The sequence below is a fragment of the Streptomyces sp. NPDC044002 genome, assembly GCF_056434525.1.
In genome coordinates, this window is sequence record NZ_JBWKEZ010000038.1 from 35,818 (window position 1) to 56,702 (window position 20,885).

Below are 20,885 nucleotides of genomic sequence, written 5' to 3' on the forward strand. Positions count from 1 at the left end.
GCCTTTCAGCGTGAGCCGTCGTCGCCGGGTGCGGCGGGCGGCGCGGCGGGGTGCGGGGCCGGCTCCCGCTCGTGCGGGTGCTCGTACGGGAGGGCGGTGAGCGGTACCGCCTGCGCCCAGAACCGGGTGAGCCGGCGGCCCAGGGCCCGCTCGGCGTCGGGGTCGGCGGGCAGGGGCAGGTGCAGGGCGGTCAGGAGGTCGAAGCGGTGCAGGTCGAAGGCGGCCGACAGGGCCTCGGCGTAGCCGCGGGCCGCCGCCACGGCCGCGCGGTAGGCCACCCAGGCCGGCAGGAGGAACGCGGCCGGGCTGGCCCGCCACCAGCCGTCGGCGCCGAGGACGAGGGGGACGCTCAGCAGTCCGGTGGCGCCCGCGGTCACGCTCAGGCGGCACGCCAGGTCGAGCTGGTCGCGCCGGTCGTCGACGACGGCCCGGACCCGGTCGCCGAGCACGGGGTAGAGCCGGGGCCACCACACCACCGCGTCCGCCCCGTACGCGGCGCCCGCCGTCGCCTCCGCGGCGCGCAGGGTGTTGCCGAGTGCCGTCGGCAGCAGGGGCACCGGGGGCGGTGGGAAGCTCCGCGCCAGCTGCCAGGCGGCCGCCAGGATCCGCTGCCGTTCGGCCTCGGCGGGGTCGGCGGTGACGACCTCGGCCGCCCGGGCCAGCCGGTTGCGGGCCCGTTCCTGCAGCGTGGCCCCGAGGCGGGCGGCGGCGCGGGCCGGGCGCGGCCAGTACCCCTCCAGCAGCCGGACGAGCGGGGTCTGGAGGGGGTGCAGGAGGACGGCGACGAGCAGTGCCCCGAGGGCGAGTCCGGCGAGTGCGGCTCCGGACAGGCCGTGCAGGCGGGACAGCGCCCGGGAGGGCTCGATGCCGCCCCCGGGAGTGCGGGCGGCGAGGAGGGCGCCTAGGTAGGCCAGGGCCGCGTAGGTGGGCAGGTAGCCGACGAGCGCGAACCGCGAGGCGGTCAGCCGGGTCACGCCCGCCGCGAGCTGGGCGGGGGCGCTCACCGCGCGGCGGTCTCGTGCGGTTGCAGCGGCACGTGGTGCGCCGGGCAGGCCGGCGGGACGTCCGGGTGGCGCGCGACCAGCACGGTCGCGTCCCCGTGGGGGCAGCGGAACTCCAGCAGCGCCCAGGACACGGGCAGTCCGGGGAGGGTGGCACCGTCGCCGGTGCCCAGCGCGAACCCGCCCGCCGTGTCGTCCGGGCCCGGGCCGGCGTCGTCGTCCTCCTCACCGCCGGCCTCCAGCAGCACGTCCTCGTCCCCGTCGGCGTCCACCCACCGGAACGCCTCGCCGCCGAGCGCGATGACCACGGCGCTCACCCCGGCGGGCGCCGCGGCGAGGAGCCGGCGTGCGGTGTCGGCGTCGCCCTCCCGGAGTTCGCCGGGGAACCCGCCCCTGCGCACCCACACCATCACGTCGCCGGCCTGCTCCCCGCGGACGGTCCTCATGCGCGTTCTCCCTTCCCCCCGCGGCCGCTCGCGGCCGGTGTGAAAGCCACATGATGCAGGGGCGGGCCGGGGCCTGTCCGGATGTTGACGCCACTGCCGCGGATCCGGTGCGGACGGCGGCCGCGCGGCAGCGGCCGTTCGAACGGCCGCCCGGTCACCGGCCGCCCGTACGGGTGACCGGGGTTGTCGGCGGGGGATGGGAGCATGGCCCCATGGCTCCTGACGATCTTGAGAATCTGTTCGCCTCCCCCGCGGCGCTGCTGGCGGCCGGACCCGGCACGCTCGGCGAACTGCCCGCCACGGGCGGCGGCGTGGGGCGCGAGGCCTTCGGGCAGGCGGTCGCGGTGCTCGACGGGGCCGAGGTGTCCCGGGCCGAGTTCGCTTCGTGGCTGTACTTCGGCGCGCGGGTACTGGGCCACGAGGCGTACGCCGGTATGGTCGCCGCGGCCGCGCCGGACATGCCGTGGCGGACCGTCTGGGCCTGGTGGCGTCCGCTCGGCGTCTACCGGGCCCAGCCGAACCTGTCCGGCGGTGCGCACGTCGAGGTCCACGAGGCGGCGGACGGCCGGGTGCTGCTGAAGCTGGAGGCGATGTGGGCGGGCGAGCGCTGGTTCGACCCGGCAACCGGGGATCAGCTCCCGGCCCCGGCCGACGGGGAGTTCGCCGTGCGGCCGTACGACGCCGTGCCCGATGCGGCGGAGGACGTCTTCTTCGACGACGAGGAGGAGCCGGCCCTCCACTGGCCGGAGACCTGGGAGGAACCCGTACCGCTCGGCGGGGGCCGGTTCGTGTTCGCCGAGGAGCGCGGGATCACGGTCGTCGAGCGGGGCGGCGGCCAGGCTGCCGGCCCGTCCGGCGGTGCCGCCGTGTGGGGGACGGGCGGGCCCTGGTTCGAGGGGCCGGCGCCCGCCGGGACCCCGCTCGACGCCGGCCGGCTGGCGGAGGCCTTCGGGGCGGACTGGGTCCTGCGCCTGGCGCCGGAGCGGCAGCCCGCTGCGCTGCTCCACTCCCCCACCCGGGAGTTGATCGCGGCCGCGGGGCTGCCGCGCTGGTGGGCGGCGGGGGTGGCCTCGTTCTCCCTGGCGTGGACCGAGGAGGGCGCGCACCAAGTGGAGCCCTTGGAGCAGCACGGTCTGCTGCCGCTGGGCACCTTCGACCTGAGGTACGCCGACACCGGCCTGGTGTCCGTCCACCCGGAGACGGGCGCGGTGTGGATGGTCCGCAACGGCGGGGAACCGTTCCCCTTCGCCCGGGACGTGGAGACCTTCGTACGGCTGCTGGAGGCGGTGTACCGGTTCATGGGCGCGTGCTGGAGCCCGTACCCGGGCGAGGACGGCAAGCGGGACTTCGTGCGCGAGGCGGCCGCCCTGGACCCGCTCGCCGTGGACCCCGCCACGCCCGGCGGCGACGTGTGGGAGCACCTGTTCGCGGCCATCGTCGAGCTGAGCGTCTGGGGCTACTGAGCCCGGGGTGCCGGGGAGGCTCCCGCGGCCCCGTCAACCCCGACGATCGTCAGGGGTGCGGGCGGCCGTTCGGCCAGGGTGTGCGGGCCGCGCCGTTCCTACCGTCGGGGCATGGATTCGATCATGCGATGGGGCCGGAGGTGCCGCCCGCTGCTCGCGGTCGCCCCGGCCGGTGCGGGAGCGGCGGCCGTGGTGTGGCTGGCCCCCGGAGGAGCAGTGGGCACGAACGCGCCGGTGCACGTCACCGGGGGCTGGTCGGCCGCCGGTTACCGGGCGTTGACCGGGAGCGTCGCCGACGGCCCGCCGTGGGCGAGGGCCCTGCTGGAGCCGGCCAGTGAGGGCACCTTGCTGCTGCTCGGGCTGCTGCTGCTCTGGGCAGCCTGGAGCGCCCTGCGCCGCCGGGACGCCCGCGGCCTGGCCGGGGCCGCGGCGGCCGCCGCCGGGACCGCCCTCGCCTATGCGGCCAGTGAGGCCGTCAAACTCCTCGTCGACGAGGAACGTCCCTGCCGCGCCCTGACCGGGGTCCGGGCGCAGGTGGCATGTCCCGAGCCGGGCGACTGGTCCTTCCCCAGCAACCACGCGACCCTGGCGGTCGCGCTGGCCGTCGGGCTGGTCCTGGTACGGCCCCGGCTCGCCGCCCTGGCGCTGCCGGTGGGTGCGGCGGCCGCCCTGCTGCGGGTGGCGGCCGGAGTGCACTATCCGCACGACGTCCTGGCGGGCGCGGCGCTCGGCGCGGCGGCCGCGGTGGCCGTGCGGCTCCTCGTACTGCCGTACGCCGTGCGGCCGGTGTCAGCCCTGCTCGGCCGCCGGGCGGTCGGACGGCACCGGGACCACGCCGGCCTCGTGCGCGACCACCGCCGCCGCGGCCCGGTTGTCGACGCCGAGGCGCGCGAGGATCGAACTGACGTGGGCCTTCACCGTGCCCTCCGCCAGCCCCAGGCGGCGCGCGACCTGGCCGTTGGAGAACCCGCTGCCGAGATACCCGAGCACCTCCCGCTCGCGGCCGGTCAGGGCATCGACCTTGGCCCGGGCCGTGGAGCGGCGGGCGGAGCCGGCTCCCGCGCCGCCCGCCGCCAGGTGGGCGACGACCCGGGCGGCGACCTTCGGTGACAGGTAGGCGGCGCCGTCGGCGACGGCCCGGACGCCGGCGATCAGCTCCTCCGGCTCCCCGGACTTGATCAGGAAGCCCGCGGCGCCCTCGCCGAGGGCCCGCAGGATGTACTCGTCCTCGCCGAAGGTCGTCAGCATCACGACTCCCGTCCCGGGGACCGTCCGGCGTATCTCGGCGGCGGCTTCCAGACCGCCGGTTCCGGGCATCCGGATGTCGAGGACCGCCACGTGCGGGCGGTGCGACTGGACGAGTTCCACCGCCCGCCGGCCGTCGGCGGCCTCCGCGACCACGGTGATGCCCGGATCGGAGGCGAGGACCGCGCGGACGCCCGCGCGGATCATGGGTTCGTCGTCGGCGATCAGGATCCGGATCATCGGACGTCCTTCCCGGTGTAGTCGTCGGTGGAGACCAGGCGCCCGGCCCTGAAGCAGAGCCGGTAGACGTCCCCCGAGCGGTCGTCGAACGGGTCGGCGGTCTGTACGTAGAACTCGCAGACCGCGTCCCGCGGTTCGGGCGTGGGAGCCGCCGGCCGGCGGGTCGTCTGGCGTTCGGGCAGGTACCGCGCCACCTCGGCGCGCGGCTGGCCCGCGTACAGGCGGGCGTAGTCGGCGGGCGCGAGGACCGACTGCCGTGCGGTGACGGTGTCCCACGCGCGCACCCCCGCGATCAGCAGGGCGCAGGTGCACAGCGGTACGAGGACGGCCGCGGCGGCGGTACGGCCCAGCCGGCGGCGGGCCGTCCGGTGCTCGGGGGGCAGTGCGCCGGCGGGCCGGGCGGGCGGCGGGGGCGGCACGGTGCCGGGGTGGTGCGGGAGGGTGGCGCGCACGGCGAAACCGTCGCCTTCGGGGCCGCAGGTGAAGGCGCCGCCCGCCAGCCGGACGCGTTCGTCCAGGCCGATGAGGCCGAAGCGGTGCTCCTCCCCGGTCGTCGGCCACCCGGCGGCCGGGGAGGGCCGGGCGGTCCGGCCCTGCGGCCGGCCGGAGGCCCCGGGCACCGGGTGGTCGGTCACGGTGACCTCGGTCCGGTCGGCGGTGTGGCGGACGAGGACGGTCGCGCGGTGCCCGGGGGCGTGCTTGGCGACGTTCGTCAGGGCCTCCTGGACGACCCGGTGCACGGCCCGCCCGACGGCGTCGGATGTCGCGCCTCCGCCCGGCCCGGCACCGTCCGGTACGCCCTCCACGCTCAGTCTCGCGTCCAGCCCCGCGGCGGCGGCCCGGTCCACCAGGCCCTCGACCTCCGCGAGTCCGGCCGCCGGCCCGGACCCCGGCGCCGGCTCCGTCGGCTCCCGCAGCACCCCGATCACCTCCCCGAGGCGGTCCACGGCGGCGCCCGCCCTGGCCCGGATGTCCTGGGCGGCGGCCCGGTGTTCGTCCGGCAGCCCGGGGGCGAGCTTCAGCGCCCCCGCCGACAGGGCGATGAGGCTGAGGTCGTGGCCGAGGAGGTCGTGCATGTCCTGCGCGATGCGGGTCCGTTCGCGCAGCCGGGCCTGTTCGGCGACCAGCCGCTGTTCCCGCTCCAGCCGTGCGGCCCGCTCCCACCCCGCCCGTACGAGTTCGCGGTACTGGAGCAGGAACCGGCCCGCGAACCAGGGCAGCATCGCCGCCACGAGGAGCAGCCCGACGAACCGGCTCGCCCACCCCAGCCAGGCCGGCACGAGGAGTACGCAGACCACGGCGGCGGCGAGGACCGCGGCGAGTGCCGCCGCGGTGCTCCGGGCACGGCCCGGCCGCCGGCCGGCGAGGAAGGCGCAGACCGCCGCCGGCAGCCCCCACCACAGGGTGGACACGCCCGTGCCGACACCGGCCACCGCCCCGGCGAACAGGCCGGCGGACAGCAGGGGAACGGGTATCCGGGTCCGTCCCGGTGGCGGCACCGTCCGGCCCTTCATGATCGTTCTTCTCACGGACGCGACCCTACGCAACCGGGCCGGGCCCGCGGCACCGCCGAAAGTCCACTACCGCCGGCCGGTGCCGGTGAGGACCACCAGGCGCTGGGTCGCGCGGGTCATCGCGACGTAGCGGTCGACGGCGCCCGCCACGCCCGTGCCGAACTCCTGCGGGTCGACGAGGACGACCAGGTCGAACTCCAGCCCCTTCGACAGCCGCGGGGTCAGCGACCGGACGCGGGGCGTCGCGCGGAACGCGGGGTCGCCGATGACGCAGGCGATGCCTTCCGGGTGCGCGGAGAGCCAGTCGTCGAGGACCGCGTCGCGTTCGGCGGTGGACCCGTGGACGACGGGGATGCCGCTGCTGCGGACGGAGGCGGGCACGTTGGCGTCCGGGAGGGCGGCCCGGATGACCGGCTCGGCCTCGGCCATGACCTCCTGCGGGGTGCGGTAGTTGACGCTCAGCGAGGCCATGGTGATCCGGTCGAGCCCGATCCGTTCGAGCCGTTCCCGCCAGGACTCCGGGAACCCGTCCCTGGCCTGGGCCCGGTCCCCGACGATGGTGAAGCTGCGGGAGGGGCAGCGCTGCAGCAGCATCTGCCATTCGGCGTCGGTCAGTTCCTGGGCCTCGTCGACGACGATGTGCGCGAACGGGCCCGCGAGCAGGTCCCGGTCGGCGGAGGGCAGTGCCGCCTCGTCGACCAGGCTGTCCTGGAGGTCCCTGCCGCGCAGCATCGTCACCGCGCCCTCGCCATCGGCGTCGGCCGCGACCACGCTGTCGATGACATCGGCCATGCGCCGGCGTTCGGCGGCGACGGAGGCCTCGCGCCGGCGCTCGCGCAGGGAGGCCCCCGAGTCGCCCAGCCGGTGCCGGGCCGCGTCCAGCAGGGGCAGGTCGGCGACCGTCCAGCGTTCGGCGTCCTCGCGCTGGAGCCGGCCCGCCTCCTCACGGCTGAGCCAGGGGGCGCACGCGCGCAGGTAGGCGGGGACGGTCCACAGGTCGGCGACGAGGTCGGTGGCCTCGAGCGTCGGCCACGCGCGGTCGAGGGCGGTGACCAGCTCCCGGTTCTGCCGCAGCGACCTGTTCAGCAGCTCGGGCGAGAGGTCGTCCTCGTCCCCGTCGCCCTCGTCGAGGTGCTTGTCCAGCAGGATCGCGACCAGTTCGGCCCAGATCTGCTCGCGGGCCTCGTTGTGCGGGGTGCCGGGTTCGACCGCCGCGAACGCGGCGGCCCAGTCGCCGGGGGTCAGCCGGACGTCGGCCCAGTGGGTGCTGACCGTCATCCCCTCGGCGGGCGGCTCCTCGTACAGGCCGACGGCCGCGTCGATCGCCTTCACCAGGGCCGCGGAGGACTTCAGGCGGGCCACCTCCGGGTCGCTCTCGGGCTCCGCCGCGGCGCCCTCGGCGACGAGGTCCCGGACGGTGCAGGTCTGTACGCCCTCCTCGCCGAGGCTGGGCAGGACGTCGGCGACGTAGGACAGGTACGGGCGGTGCGGGCCGACGAACAGCACGCCGCCCCGGCGGTGGCCCAGGCGGGGGTCCGCGTAGAGGAGGTGGGCGGTGCGGTGCAGGGCGACCACGGTCTTCCCGGTGCCCGGCCCGCCGTCGACGACGAGGGCGCCGCGGGATCCCGCCCGGATGACGGCGTCCTGGTCCGCCTGGATGGTGCCGAGGACGTCCCGCATCCGGGAGGACCGGTTGCCCGCGAGGCTGGCGATGAAGGCCGACTGGTCGTCGAGCGCGGCGTGCCCCTCCAGGGCGTCGACGGTGAACACCTCGTCCCAGTAGTCGCCGATCCGGCCGCTGTTCCAGCGGTACCTGCGCCGGCTCACCAGACCCATCGGGCTGGCGTGGGTGGCCGCGAAGAAGGGTTCGGCGGCCGGCGAGCGCCAGTCGACGAGCAGCCGGCGGCCCGTGCTGTCGGTGAGGCCGAACCGGCCGACGTACAGGGGCTCGGGGTCGTCGGCGAGGACGATGCGGCCGAGGCACAGGTCCAGCCCGAAGCGGCGCAGCAGGCGCAGGCGGGCGGTCAGCCGGTGGATCTCCGCGTCCCGGTCCATGGCCTCCCGGCCGACGCCCCCGGGTGCCCTGCGCGCGGCGTCGAGCCGTTCGGACACCTCGGCGATCGTCTGCGCGAGGGTGTCCCCGATGGCGGCGAAGTGCCGCTCGTCGCCGGCGACGAGCCCGGGGGCGGCCTTGGCGGAGAGGTGGCCGGGAAGGTCGAACACGCTGGTGGTCAGCGGGGGCACTGGTGCGGCTCCGATCCGGGGTCGTCCACGACCCGTGTTCTGCGGCGGTTTTGGCTCAGGCCGGTGATTCTGCGGGAGGACGGGGGCCTTGCCGCAAGCCCCCCGGTGCGTTATAACTTGAGAGTGGCAAGGAGTGGGTTCACCTCCTTGCCTTTTCTGTTTCCGCGCTGTTTCCGCGCTGCTTCCGCCGCTCCGCCGCGGATCTCCCGCCGTTCCCGCGTGGATGACGCGCCTCCACGACACGGCCCGGACGTTCCGGAACTGCCTCGCACCGCTGCCCCCGTACGTGCGCACGCCCGTCGGCGAGGGCGATTTCCGGCCGGGTCGGCCCGAATGCGGCGGCGGGGCGGTGCCGCCCCGGACGACCGGGGCCCGGCGGGGGCGCGTTGCGCCCCCTTTCGGTCAACCTCCGTGCCCGCACGTGGAGTTATCCCGCGATGTCGAGATGCGCCCGCTGCGGGCGGATCGGCCCGGCGGCTAGCGTTGCGAGCGTTCGTCCGCAACAGGATCCAGCCATCACACGTCGTCCCACACACCCTGGGGAGTTCTCATGGCAGATTTCGACGCGGCCACGTCCTTCGAGGCCCACGACCTGGACCTCGGCGGGATCACGGTCACCGCGATGCGCGATACCGCGGGGGTTTCGGCCTTCGCCGCCGGCTCGTCCACCTCCACGTGCGGCATCCCGACCGCCACCGCCTGCCAGTGCGTCACGCAGCAGCCGCAGACGGTTCCCGGCGTGATCTGACGGGGCCCCGCCGACGCCCGTTCCGGGCCCGGGAAGCGGGACGGCCGCACCCCGGGCCCGGAGCGGGCGGTCCGCTTTCCGCCCCCCTCTCCCCGACCAGGCCGAGCCGGAAGGACCCGGGACGCCATGACCTCCCCAGCCCCCACCGTGCACACCGCCCCAGCCGCCGTGCGCACCTCCTCCTACGCCCTGGTGCGCGCGACGACGCTCGCCCACCCCGCGCAGTCGCCGGACGCGGCCGCCTTCCGTGCCGCGTCCGGGGAACTGACGCGGCTGGAGGGCGCGCTGGCCCGGCTCGCGCCCGCACTGGCCGACGCCCTGTACGCGAGCCGGGGCGGCCATCCCGACGCCTTCCACCGGGAGGTGGTGCTGCCGCTGCGCCGGGCCGTGCACAACGGCCGGGAGCCCCGGCCCGCGCTCCTCGACGCGCTCGGCGACCTGCCCGAGCGGGTGCCGGCGCTGCGGGAGTGGCTGGAGCTGCGCGGCCGGCTCGCCGCCCTGCGGGCCCGGCTCCGCGGCCCGGCGGCGGCCGCACTGGCGGCGGAGCGCCGCGCCCTGGCCGCGCAGTGCCGCGAGCCGGCCCTCGCCCTCGCCGCCTCGGCGACCAGCGCCGGGTTGCTCGCCGCCGTCGAGCGCGCCGGGGCCGGGGCGGCCGGGCGGCGCGCCCGCAAGGAGGAGCCCGGGGTGCTGCGGCACGCCGTGCGCGCCGCCACCCGCAGCAGCCCCGTGTCCTGGTACACGGCGGTGGGCTGGGGGCCGCTTCCGGCCCGGCCCGGGTCCCGGGAGCCGGGCGGCCCCGACTGGGGGGAGGACGGGCTGCCGGGCGCGGTCGGCAACCGCGTGCGCGCCGGCCGGAGCCTGGTCGCCGCCCTGTGCGAGGCGCTGCTCACCGACCCCGCCCGGCGGGCCCGGCTCCCGCACCGGATGGCCAGTGCGGCCCGTACGGCCGGGGGGCGCGCCGCCTTCGCCCGGAGCCGGGGCCTGGCCGCCGTCGGCCGCTTCGCCGTGCCCGGGCAGGACGAGGCCGAGGTCGCGGCGAGCGCGCCGCTGGAGCGGCTGGCCGAGCTGTGCCGCACTCCCGCGACGCCCGCCCGGCTCGCGGCGGCGCTGGCCGCTCCGGGGGACCGGGCGGCCGCCCTGGCGTACCTGGACCGGCTCGTGGACGCCGGACTGCTGGTCCCCGTACCGCCCGTCGGACCCCAGGAGCCCGATCCGCTCGGGCGGCTGGCCGCCTGGCTGCGGGCCGGCGGCGAGACCGGACTCGCCGCGCAGGTCGACGAAGTCGCGGACGCCACGCGGGAGTTCGCTACGGCCGGGCCCCGCGGGCGCACCGAGCTGCTCGCGCTGCTGCGCGACCGCTGGACGGCGCTGCTGGCCTCGGCGGGACGCCCGCTGCCCACGGCGGACCCGGTGCCGCCCGTACTGGCGGAGGACGTGGTGGCCCGGCACCCGGTGGACGCCGACGGCCTCCTGACCGCCGAGGACCACGAGGCGCTGCGCGAGGTCGCCGCCCTGGCCGAGCTGTACGACCTCGGGCACCTGGTGCGGCGGGCCCTGCGGGACCGGTTCGTGGCCCGCCACGGCCGGGGCGGGGTCTGCCACCCCGTCTGGGACTTCGGGCCCTCGACGGTCGCGGCCTGGGAGGACACCGTCCGGGACGCGCTCCTGACCCCCGGCGACGGCCTGGGCTCCCTGCCGAGCCGCGCGGCCGGACTCGTACGCCTGCGGGCCTCGTTCGAGGAGGCGGTGCGGGAGGCTGCCGCCCTCCGGGAGGACCCGGACGACGATGTGGTGCTGCCCGCGGAGCTGGTCGGGTCCCACGCGGCCCGGCTGCCCGCCTGGGCGGCGGCGCGCCCGCTGTCGTACGCGCACTTCGTCCAGCGGGACGCCCGGCGCGGGCTGCTGGTGCTCAACCACCTCTACGGCGGCTGGGGGCGGACCGGGAGCCGCTTCTTCGGCCTGCTCGGCCCGGAGGCCGTGGAGGCCGCCGCCCGGGAGGTCGCGCACGCGGCGGGACCCGGCTCGCGTCCGGTGCAGTTCCGGCCGGTCCAGGGCTTCAACGCCAACCTGCAGCCCCGGTTCATGCCCGAGGAGATCGTCTCGCAGGAGTACGCCCCGCAGGCCGCGGAGGCCCCGCAGGTCCCGGACGGGCTCCGGGACCGGGCGCCGCTGCGCGAGGAGGACGTGGAACTGATCCACGACGAGACCGCCGACCAGGTGCGCCTGCGGCTGCGCGACACCGGCGAGCCGCTGGACGTCTTCTACCCGGGCCTGCTGGTGAGCGGCCTGCTGCCGGTGCGGGACGCCCCGCTGGTCCACGACCATCCGGAGGGCGTCGTCTCCTTCGCCTCGCTGGTGCCCCGCGTGGTCACCGAGGTGCCCGGCGGGCCGCTGGTGCGCACGCCCCGGCTGCGCCACCGGCACGTCGTGCTGCGGCGGCGGCGCTGGAAGCTCGCGCCGGGCACGGTCGACGCGCTGCGGGCCGCGCTGGCCGCCGACACGGCCGGCGGGGAGGTGCCCTTCGCCGCCGCCGCGCGCTGGCGGGCCCTGCTGGGCGTACCCGACCAGCTGTTCCTGCACCCGCCGCTGGTGACGGCCGCGGAGGCCGCCGCGGCGCCGGAGGACCCGCGCCACCGGCAGGCGCTGCCCAAGCCTCAGTTCGTCGACCTCGGCAACGCGCTGCACCTGCGCTGCCTCGGCAGGTGGCTCGCCCGGCATCCCGACGGGCTGGTGCTGGAGGAGGCGCTGCCCGAGCCCGGCGCGCGGGAGGTCCCCGCGCGCGCCGTCGAGGTCGTGGTGGAGACCTACCGTGCGGGACGCGCCGGGGGTGCGGCATGACCGCCGCGCCGCCCGAGGTGCCCACCGCGCCCGCCGCGCCCGCCGGTGGCCCGGCGCCCGACGTGCTGGACGACCTGCGGGGGTGGCGGCTGCGGCCCGGTGTCGTCGCGAGCACCCTCGCCGGGGGGCTCCACCTGCGGGGCTGGAACGGCAGCGTCACCCTGGAGGGCAGCCCAGCGCTGCCCGCGCTGTGGCGGATGCTGGACGGGGCGCTGCGCACCGGCGGCGCCGCCGGGCTCGCCGCCCGCGCCGGGGACGGTACGCCGCTGCGTGCCGCGCTGTGCGCCCTGATCGGGCAGCTCCACGCGCACGGGATGCTGGTCGAGGAGCCGGCGCCGCCGGACGGCGCCCCGGTCGGCGAATGGCTGCTGGCGGTCGCCGACCGTCCCGACGAGGCGGCCGCCGCCCTCGCGGGGGCCCGGGTGGAGGTGCGCGCCGCCGACCCCGGCGGCCCCCTGGCCTCGGCGGCCGTACGGGCCCTGGCGCGCGCCGGGGTCCCGGCGGTCCGGGCCCGGGCGGCGGGCGGCCGGGGGCGGGTGCTGCTGCGCGCCACCCGCGCCGACGGCGCCGAGTGGGCGGTCGGAGCGGCCGTCCACCCCGGCGGGGCGTTCGTCACCCCGGCCGGCGGTCCGGCGCGGGCCCTGGCGGACACGGCGGCGCTGGCCGGCCGGCTCGGGCCCGGCCGACCCGGGCCCGGCCGGGAGCCGGGGCACCCCCCGGCGGGCCGGGCGCTCACCGCGCTGGTGGCGGGCGGGGCCGTGCAGCGGCTGCTGTGCGCGGTGGCGGGACTGCCGGACCCGGCCTCCGGGGACGGCGGCGGCCCCGGGCCGGAGCGCCCCGGGCAGGAGCGGCCGCGGTTCCCCCTGGTGCTGGTCGCCGGGGAACGCCCGCCGTGGTCGGAGTACCGGCCCTGGCCCCAGGGCTCCCCGGAGCCGGCCCCGCCGCCCGGCACCCTCGCCGAGGCACTGGCCGGGGTCGCCGCGCTGGGCGACGAGCGCCTCGGGGTGGTGGAGCCGCCGCTGACCGGGGCCCTGCCGCAGCTTCCGGTGGCGCTGGCCGGCTGCCCGGCGCCGGGCGGCGGGCGGCTGGTGGCCGGTGCCGCGCGGGCCGACCTCGCCCGCCTCGACGCGGTGTGCCGGGCGGCCGAACTGCGGTGCGGCGGGGCGGGCGTGGTGGTCGGGGCGGGGCCGGGGCACGCGCTGGGACGGGCGCTGCGGCGGGCCGCGCTGCGGCTGCCCGCGCCGGGGGCGGCGGCCGCGCCCTGGGACCCGTACCGGCACGCGCACCCGCAGGCCCGCCACTGGTGGGGCACCCTGACCCGGCGGCTGGGCGTGCGGGCGGAGCTGCTCGTGACCCCGCTGGACGCGGGCGGCAGCGCCTACCGGGCCGCCGTGCGCGCCGGCGGCCGCTCCGGCGGCCGTTCGGGCCGGCTGCTCGGGCGGGCGGTGGAGGCCACGGCCGGGGACGCGGCGGCCTTCGCGGTCCTGGCCGCGCTGGTCCGCGTACAGGCGGGCACGGCGGAACCGGCGGCCCGTCACGTCGTCTCGCCGGGCGGGGAGTCGTGCCCGCTCGCGGTCGCCGGGACGGTCCCGGCGCCGTGGGAGGACGGGAGCTGGGCCGCCGGCTGGTGGGCGGAAGTCGCCGGGCGCGAAGCCGGGCTGCACACCGCGCTGCGGGAGCTGACCGGCCTGCGCCCCCGCCCCTGGGAGCCCGCCGGGCCCGGGGGGCACACCGTCCTCGCGGCGCTGCGCGGCTGCGGGTTCACCGCCCTCGGCGGCCCGGTCCGCACGGGCCCGGCGGCGGAAGGGGGGCCGCGGTGAACGCCCCGGCGCGGCCCGCCGCCGGCACACCGCTCGGGGCGGCCCTCGCCGCACTCGGGCTGACCGTCCTCGACGCGCGGAGCGCGCTGGCCGCCACGGCGGGGCGGGCCGTGGTGGTCCTGGACGACTGGTCCCTCGACACCGCCGCCGCGCTGTCGCGGCACGCGCTCGCCCATCCGGTGACGCTGGTCCCGGTGCGCGGCGACGGCGCCCTGACCGTGGTCGGCCCGGTGCTGCGGCCCGGCGCGGTGGGCTGCCTCGCCTGCACGGAGTACCGCCGGCTCGCCACCATCGGCGGCCGCGTCCCCTGGCACAGCCCGGGGCTGCGGCTGGGCGGCCGCCCCTCCCCCGCCCTGGCCGACGCCGTCGCCGCACTCGCCGCCGACCTGCTGGCCGAGCCCGCCCCGGAGCCGGGCGCGGGCACCCCGCTCCGGGTCCTGCACGGCGGCCGGGCCGACTGGTCGAGCCACTCCTTCCGGCCGGTCGGCGGCTGCGCGGTGTGCCTGCCGCTGCCCGATGACGACGCCGCCGCGGCGCGGCCCCGCAGCAGCGGGGTCCCGCTGCCGGATCCGGGGGTGCTGCGCGGGCCCAACGACCGTACGGACAGGGCCGGTCTGCGTGCGGAGCTGTACGACGAGCGGTTCGGGCCGGTCCACCGGGTGACCCTCACCGAGGACTCCGTCCACAGCCTGACCAGCGCCTACGTCACCCTCGGACGGGACGTGCCCGACGGCGGGTACGGCCGGTCCGGCGACTTCGACGGCAGCGAGCGGGTGGCCCTCTTCGAGGCCGTCGAGCGGCTCACCGGGATGCGCCCGCACGGCAGGCGGACCGTACTGCGGTCCTCCTACGCCGAGTTGGGGCCGGAGCGGGCGCTGGACCCGGAGCGGCTGGGACTGCCCGATCCCGCCCACCACGGGCATCCCGCGTCGCCGACCGTCCCGTACGCGCCGGACCTGGAGCTGGACTGGGTGCACGGCTGGTCGCTGACCCGCTCCCGCCCGGTCGCCGTGCCCGAGCACGTCGCGTACTGGGATCCCGCTCCGGGCCGGCCGCGCGTCGTCTACGAGTGCTCCAGCGGGTGCGGTCTCGGCAACAGCCCCGAAGAGGCCGCCCTCTACGGGCTGTTCGAGGTGGCGGAGCGGGACGCGTTCCTGATGGCCTGGTACGCGAGGACGCCGCTGCGCCGGGTCGCGCTGCCGGACGGGGACCCCGAGGTGCTGCACCTCGCCGACCGGGCGGAGCTGGCGGGCTACGGGCTCGCGCTGTTCGACGCCACCAACGACTTCGGGGTCCCCGCGGTCATCGCCGTCGCGCGGCACGCCGATCCGCGGTCGGCGGCGCCGCAGGTGTTCGTGGCGGCCGGGGCCCACCACGACCCGCGGGCCGCGATCCGGTCCGCCGTGGTGGAGGCGGTGACCAACGTGTTCAACGCCGCCCAGCGGCTGAGGGCGGAGCCCGACGTCTGTGACCCGCGCCGGCTGCGGCCCATGCTGGAGCGGCCCGAGCTGGTCGTCACCCTGTCCGACCACACCGCCCTGTACGCCCTGCCGGAGGCCCGGCCGAGGCTGGACTTCCTGTACGGGGGCGACGACCGCCCGGCGCCCTGGCGGGAGGTCTGGCCGGGTGCGCCCGAGCCGGTCGCGGACCTGGCCGGGCTGCTGGACGCGACGGTGCGGCGGCTGGCGGGGGCCGGGCTGGAGGTCCTCGTGGTCGGGCAGGACGAGGCGGGGATGCGCGGGCGGCTCGGCCTCCACACGGCCAAGGCGGTGGTCCCGGGCGCCCTGCCGATGACCTTCGGGCACGTCAACCGGCGCACCCGGGGGCTGCCCCGGCTGCTGGAGGTTCCGCACCGGCTGGGCCGGGCCGCCGGGCCGCTGCGCCACGACCGACTCCCGCTGCATCCGCACCCCTTCCCCTGAGGAGCCGCCACGTGACCACCGCCGCGCGGGACTCCGGTCCGGTCCTGCACTGCTTCCCGCGGACCGGGCCCGGGGCCGGGCCCGGGGCCCTCGACGGGTTCCTCGTGGAGGAGCTCGCGCCGCTGCTGGACGGGCTCGTCACCGCGGGCCGGGCCGCCTCCTGGGACTTCGTGCGGCACGAGGAGGGCGGGGCGCACCTGAGGGTGCGGGTGCACGGCGGCAGCCCCGCCCGCGTGGCCGCGGCCTTGTCCCGGACGGCCGTGGTCCGGGAGGCGGCGGGCGCACCGTCGGCCGGCGCGGGGCTCGGGGCCCTGTCCACCCGGACCGCGGTGTCCTGCGTCGCCGGGACCCCGCGCGGCGGGCGGCGGCTGGCCGTCGCCGCCGACCTGGCGCACGCCACGGCCTGGGCCCTGGGGATGGACCGCTTCGCGGCGGCGCGCTGGCTGCGCGGGCTGGCGGCGGCGGCCGGACGGGGGTTGCCCGCGAGCAGGGTGCACGCGCACGTCACCGCCGTGTACGCGGCGCAGCGCCCGGGCCTGACCGGCCGGGCGGCGTCCCTGCGCGAGGCCCTGGACCGGGGCACGGCCGCAGGACCGGTGGCGGACTGGGCGGCGGGGGTCCGGGCGGCGGCGAGGGGGGCCGGGGCGGAAGCGGCTGCCCCGGCTGGAGCCGAAGCGGCCGGAGCCGAGCAGGCCTGGGCCGCCAAAGCCGAGGCCGACGCGGTCGGGACCGAGCAGGACGAAGCCGGGGCCAAAAGGCCGGGGGCCAAGCAGGCCGAAACCGAAGCCGCCGGGGCCGAGGCCGAAGCGGCCGGTGCCGGGGGCAAGAAGGCCGGGGCCGCCAGAGCCGAGGCCGGATCGGCCGGAGCCAGGGCCAAGAAGCCGGCGGCCAAGCGGACCGAAGCCGAGGCCGCCGGGGCGGAGGCCGAAACGGCCGGTGCCGGGGCTGAAGCGGCTGAAGCGGCTGAAGCGGCTGAAGCCGAGCTTGCCGGAGCCGGGGCCGAGCAGGACGAAGCGGCCGGTGCCGGGCAGGCCGAAGCCGGGGCCGAGGTGGCACGGGAGTGGGGCCGCGAGTTGCGGCTGCTGTGCAACCGGCTCGGGGTCGACCCGGACGAGGAGCGGGCGGTGTACCGGCTGGCCGCGCACGCCCTGCTCGACACCGGCGAGCCCGCGGCGTACTTCCCCGAAGGGCACCTGGCCCCGGACTGGCGGTACCTGGAGCGCAGCAAGGTCCGGCCCGGCTGGGACGCCGGGGGCGCGCTGCGGCCGGCTCCCGCCGAGACGGCGGAGGAGGGCGAGGTGGTGGCGCTGCCGGGCGGGGCGGTGCCCGAGGTCTCGCTGTGGGCCGCCGTCACCGGCCGGACCAGCGTCCGCGCGGGGCTCACCGGTCCGCTGGACGCCGGAGAGCTGGGCACGCTGCTGTGGGGCGCCCATGCCGTCAGCCACACGTCCGGCTCCGGCGCGCCCTTCGCGCACCGCCCGTACCCGAGTCCGGGCGGCCTCTACGCGGCGGGGGTCCGGCTGCTCGCGTTCGGGGTGGCGGGGCTGGCGCCTGGGGCGTACCAGTGCCTGCCGGGGCGGCGCGCGCTGCTGCGGGTCGGTGACGCGCCCGCGCTCGACGAGTTCAAGGCGGTGTCCGCGTACCTGGCGGCGCCGCCGGGGGATCCGCGGGCGGTGGTCGTGGACGAGGCCCCGGTGGTGCTCGGCCTGTACGTGGACCTCGGCCGGCTGCGGCAGCGCTACGGCCTGCGGGCGCTGCGGCTGGGCCTGCTGGAGGCGGGGCACCTGGCGCAGTCCCTGCTGCTGACGGCGTCGGCGCTGGGGCTGTGCGCGATGCCGCTGGGCGGCTTCGAGGACGACCTGGCCCACGAGCTGTTCGGCCTGGACGACCTTGACCGCCCGCTCCAGTACCTACTCCCGCTGGGCCGACCCACCACCGGCTGAGCCTGGCAGCGCCGGGCCGGACCTGGCCGGACCAGACCGGACCGGCTTGAACCAGGCACGGCCGGTCCGGGTACGGCCAGGCCTGTGCCAGCCCTGCCAGGTTGGGTTGGGCCCGGCTGGGCCAAGCCGGGTTCGGCCGGGCCCGGTGCGGTTGGGCCGGGTTCGCCCGAGCCCGGTTCGCCCGAGCCCGGTTCGCCCGAGCCGGGCCTGCCGGTGGCAGGCCCGGCAGGCTCGCGGAGGGCCGAGCCTGCCCGCCACCGACTGAGCCTGGCAGGACCAGGCCAGGCAAGGTCGGGCCGAACCAGGCAGGGCAGCACCGGGCCAGGCAAGGTCGGGCCGGACCAGGCCAGGCAGGGCCGGGCGGGCCCGGGCCGGTGCCATGCCGGGCAGGTCGGGCCCGAGGCCGGTACCGGGCAGGGCAGGGCAGGGCAGGGCAGGGCAGCGCCAGGTGGGCCCGAGGCCGGTGCCGGGCAGGGCAGGGCCGGGTGGGCCCGGGCCGGACCAGGATGGACCAGGCCGGTGTCGGACCGGACCAGGCGGACCCGGGCCGGTGCCGGGCAGGGCAGGGCCCGGGCCTCTGCCGGCCCGGGCGGCGTCGGATAATGGCAGCGCCGCGCGCCGGCCCGGACCGGGGCGCACCGACCGGGGGGATGACGGATCCATGACGCTGCAGGAAGGCCGGCGGGTGACGCTGGCGGCCGACATCGGGCTCGGCGGTGCGCTGGCCGCGGCGGACGGCTCCGGGGCCCCGCCCGTGCCCGTGGCCGGGTTCCTCGCTCTGGCGGCGGGGACGGCGGGAACGGTCGAGCGGGTGGACCAGGTCGAGCGGCGGGAGAGCCACGGCGTGCGCGAGTACGCGCGCCTCAAGTCGCTCTTCGATTCCTTCGGGCACGCCATGCCGGAGGGCAGCAGGCGGCAGCTGGAGGAGCAGCTCGCGGACCTGGAGCCGGAGTGGACCGCGCACCAGGAGCTGGGGCCCGGCGTGACGGTACGGGTCCGCTTCGACAACGGGTTCGTCCTGGACGGGACGCCCGCGGAGCTGTTCGCCGACGCGGGCGGGGAGCTGTGCTGATCCGGGCTCGCCTGGCCGCGGCGGGTGCCGCGGTGGTGGTGGTCGCGGCGGGGCTGGGTCTGCGGGCGGTGGCCGGCGGGAGCGTGGCGAAGTACGGCGGGGACGCGCTGTACACCGTGCTGGTGCTGGCCCTGGTCGTACTGGTGGCGCCCCAGCTGGCGGCGCCGCGGGCCGCGGCCGCCGCGCTGGCCGTCAGCTGGGCGGTGGAGTTCCTCCAGCTCAGTGCGGTGCCGGCGGAGCTCTCCCGGCGCAGCACGGTGGCCCGGCTGGTGCTCGGGTCCACCTTCAACGCGCCCGATCTGCTCTGGTACGCCGTGGGCGCGGCGGCGGGCGGGCTCGTCCTGTGGGCCCTGCGGGCGCGCCGCTCCCGTACCGCCGCGAGGCCTTTGCCCGTTTTGTGAGAACGGTTACCTTCTCACCCGAATGGCGCTCTTCCGGGTTCATGATGGTTGACCGGAACTGTCGTCTACGCGCCCCCCTGCCACGGCCCGAGAGCCGTCGCGGCCGGTCGGCGCCACTAGGGAGAACCGTGCGACCTGCGGGCAGCTGGACGGGGAAGAACTGGCGGATCGCGCTGCCGGTGGCGGGAGGGGCCCTCGTGCTGGGCTTCGGCGGCCTCTACGCCGCCGGGCTCGCCATGGGCGCCGACGTCGCCGACGGCACCCGGGTCCGGGGCGTCGAGATCGGCGGCATGAGCCGTGCGGCGGCGCAGAGCACGCTGGTCCGGGAGCTCGGTCCGCGGGCCGGCGCCCCGATCCCGGCGGCCGTCGGGGACCGCGTCGAGCAGGTCGCCCCGGCATCCGTCGGCCTGTCCCTGGACGCCGCCGCGACCGCCGAGCGCGCCTCCCGTGCGGGCTACGGGCCGGTCGAGGTGATCGGCAGGCTCTTCGCCTCCGGCGACCCGGACCTGGATCCCGTGATCCGCACCGACGAGCAGGCGGCCCGCGCGGGCGTCGACCGGCTCGTGGCGGGCACCGCCCAGGCGGTCCGCGACGGGTCCATCGCCTTCGAAGCCGGCAAGCCCCAGGTCGTCCCCGCGCGGACCGGCGTCACCGTGGTCCGGGACCAGGCCCTCGGCACCCTCCGGGACGCCTACCTCCGCCCGGCCGGCACCCCCGTCGCCCTGCCCGTCACCCGCACCGAACCGCTCGTGGGCGCGGACGAGACCGGGCGGGCCCTGCGCGAGTTCGCCACGCCCGCCGTGTCCGGTCCGGTCACCCTCAGCGTCGCCGGCACGCGGATACCCGTCAGCCCCGCGGTCCTGGGCGAGCACCTGGAGATGAACCCCGACGCGGGCGGCCGCCTGGTGCCCGCCCTGGACTCCGACGCCCTGCTCGCCGACCCCGCGGTGGCCGGCCCCGTCGCCGAGGCCGCCGGACAGCCGCGCGACGCCGCGCTCGACGTGGACGCGGCCGGACGCGTGGTGCTCGCGCAGAGCAGCCGCGCGGGGCAGGAGGTCACCGGGGAGGCCCTCGGCCGGGCCGTGCTGCCCGCGCTGACCCGCTCGGGCGCCGGCCGGAGCGCCGAGGTGGCCACCACGGCCGTCGAGCCGGAGCTCACCGATGCCGGGGTGCGGAGCCTCGGCATCAAGGAGAAGATGTCCTCCTTCACCGTGGAGTTCCCGGCGGCCCCGTACCGGACGACGAACATCGGGCGCGCCGTGGAGCTGATCAACGGTTCCGTGGTGATGCCCGGCGAGCAGTGGAGCTTCAACCGGACGGTCGGCGAGCGCACCGAGGAGAACGGCTTCGTCGACGGGATCATGATCAACGACGGCCGGTACGTGAAGTCTCCCGGCGGCGGCGTCTCCGCGGTCGCCACCACGATGTACAACGCCATGTTCTTCGCCGGCCTCAAGCCCGTCGAGCACGGCGCGCACTCCTTCTACATCGAGCGCTACCCCGAGGGCCGGGAGGCCACCGTCGCCTGGGGCAGCCTCGACCTGCGCTGGCTCAACGACTCCGGGCACCCGGTGTACGTGAAGGCCACCTCGACGGACACCTCGCTGACGATCACCCTGCTGGGCACGAAGAAGTACGACGAGGTCCGCGCGACCAAGGGCCCCCGCACCAACGTCGTACCGCCCGCCAAGATCAACGCCGCCGGGCCGAAGTGCGAGGTGCAGACGCCCCTGGAGGGCTTCGACGTGACCGTCGGCCGGGTGTTCGTCAAGAACGGCCAGGAGGTCAAGCGCGAGGAGTACAAGACGCACTACACCCCGCGCGACGAGGTCACCTGCGAGCCGGAGACCGCGCCCGGCACGGCACCCGGCAGCGCCCCCACGCCGGGCACCACGACGGCGGGCGTCCCCTCGACGGCCGCCCAGGCGGCCGCCCAGGCCGCCGCCGCACAGGGCCGGTAGGGGGAAAGAGCCCTCACCCGAGGTGAC

Annotated in this window: 14 protein-coding genes and 1 pseudogene; 10 read left to right on the top strand and 5 right to left on the bottom strand. The window is 77.9% G+C overall.

The genetic code is table 11. The annotated features are described in order from the left end of the window. Window positions 1–5: 5 nt before the first annotated feature. The gene (locus tag AC07A6_RS25760; RefSeq protein WP_362462787.1) at window positions 6–1,004 is read right to left on the bottom strand and encodes a hypothetical protein; all 999 of its coding nucleotides are present in this window, start codon (window positions 1,002–1,004) and stop codon (window positions 6–8) included. Continuing rightward, complete coding sequence (locus AC07A6_RS25765) at window positions 1,001–1,447, bottom strand: hypothetical protein (protein ID WP_362462784.1); 447 nt, start codon at window positions 1,445–1,447, stop codon at window positions 1,001–1,003. The genes AC07A6_RS25760 and AC07A6_RS25765 overlap by 4 nt, the downstream gene beginning before the upstream one ends. 212 nt (window positions 1,448–1,659) lie before the next feature. Between AC07A6_RS25765 and AC07A6_RS25770 the strand changes: the two genes are divergently transcribed. Further along, entirely contained in the window at window positions 1,660–2,910 is a 1,251-nt protein-coding gene (locus AC07A6_RS25770; RefSeq protein ID WP_478778709.1) for an SUKH-4 family immunity protein, read from the top strand. Between the two features lie 123 nt (window positions 2,911–3,033). Further along, window positions 3,034–3,612, top strand: a pseudogene (locus tag AC07A6_RS25775) (phosphatase PAP2 family protein); the annotation flags it as partial. Between the two features lie 87 nt (window positions 3,613–3,699). Here the strand turns inward: AC07A6_RS25775 and AC07A6_RS25780 are convergent. Genes AC07A6_RS25780 through helR form a run of 3 tightly spaced genes read right to left on the bottom strand, consistent with a single transcriptional unit; the run spans window position 3,700 to window position 8,153 of the window. After that, a complete protein-coding gene (locus AC07A6_RS25780) occupies window positions 3,700–4,395 on the bottom strand; it encodes a response regulator (protein ID WP_478778710.1) in 696 nt (231 codons plus the stop codon). Further along, on the bottom strand, window positions 4,392–5,924 hold the full coding sequence (locus tag AC07A6_RS25785) for a sensor histidine kinase (protein ID WP_478778711.1): 1,533 nt from the start codon (window positions 5,922–5,924) through the stop codon (window positions 4,392–4,394). Before AC07A6_RS25785 ends, AC07A6_RS25780 begins: the two co-directional genes overlap by 4 nt. A gap of 51 nt (window positions 5,925–5,975) precedes the next feature. Continuing rightward, entirely contained in the window at window positions 5,976–8,153 is a 2,178-nt protein-coding gene (gene helR / locus AC07A6_RS25790) for an RNA polymerase recycling motor ATPase HelR (RefSeq protein ID WP_478778712.1), read from the bottom strand. 550 nt (window positions 8,154–8,703) lie between these two features. Here helR and AC07A6_RS25795 point away from each other — a divergent pair. The 8 genes from AC07A6_RS25795 (at window position 8,704) to AC07A6_RS25830 (ending at window position 20,858) form a co-directional block, all read left to right on the top strand. Next, window positions 8,704–8,901 carry a thiopeptide-type bacteriocin gene (locus AC07A6_RS25795; RefSeq protein WP_007268133.1) on the top strand — a complete coding sequence of 66 codons (198 nt, stop codon included), beginning with the start codon at window positions 8,704–8,706 and terminating at the stop codon, window positions 8,899–8,901. A gap of 126 nt (window positions 8,902–9,027) precedes the next feature. Then, window positions 9,028–11,739: a lantibiotic dehydratase gene (locus tag AC07A6_RS25800; RefSeq protein WP_478778713.1), complete on the top strand. Its 2,712-nt coding sequence runs from the start codon at window positions 9,028–9,030 to the stop codon at window positions 11,737–11,739. Continuing rightward, the gene (locus tag AC07A6_RS25805) at window positions 11,736–13,559 is read left to right on the top strand and encodes a hypothetical protein (RefSeq protein WP_478778714.1); all 1,824 of its coding nucleotides are present in this window, start codon (window positions 11,736–11,738) and stop codon (window positions 13,557–13,559) included. The genes AC07A6_RS25800 and AC07A6_RS25805 overlap by 4 nt, the downstream gene beginning before the upstream one ends. Further along, a complete protein-coding gene (locus tag AC07A6_RS25810) occupies window positions 13,556–15,481 on the top strand; it encodes a TOMM precursor leader peptide-binding protein (protein WP_478778715.1) in 1,926 nt (641 codons plus the stop codon). The genes AC07A6_RS25805 and AC07A6_RS25810 overlap by 4 nt, the downstream gene beginning before the upstream one ends. An 11-nt stretch (window positions 15,482–15,492) precedes the next feature. Beyond that, the gene (locus tag AC07A6_RS25815; protein WP_478778716.1) at window positions 15,493–17,424 is read left to right on the top strand and encodes a lantibiotic dehydratase C-terminal domain-containing protein; all 1,932 of its coding nucleotides are present in this window, start codon (window positions 15,493–15,495) and stop codon (window positions 17,422–17,424) included. A 661-nt stretch (window positions 17,425–18,085) separates the two neighbouring features. Next, complete coding sequence (locus AC07A6_RS25820) at window positions 18,086–18,496, top strand: hypothetical protein (RefSeq protein ID WP_478778717.1); 411 nt, start codon at window positions 18,086–18,088, stop codon at window positions 18,494–18,496. Continuing rightward, window positions 18,490–18,897 (top strand): ribosomal maturation YjgA family protein, encoded by a 408-nt coding sequence (locus AC07A6_RS25825; RefSeq protein WP_478778718.1) that lies wholly within the window; start codon window positions 18,490–18,492, stop codon window positions 18,895–18,897. Before AC07A6_RS25820 ends, AC07A6_RS25825 begins: the two co-directional genes overlap by 7 nt. A 128-nt stretch (window positions 18,898–19,025) precedes the next feature. Next, window positions 19,026–20,858 (top strand): VanW family protein, encoded by a 1,833-nt coding sequence (locus tag AC07A6_RS25830; protein WP_478778719.1) that lies wholly within the window; start codon window positions 19,026–19,028, stop codon window positions 20,856–20,858. Window positions 20,859–20,885: the final 27 nt, after the last annotated feature.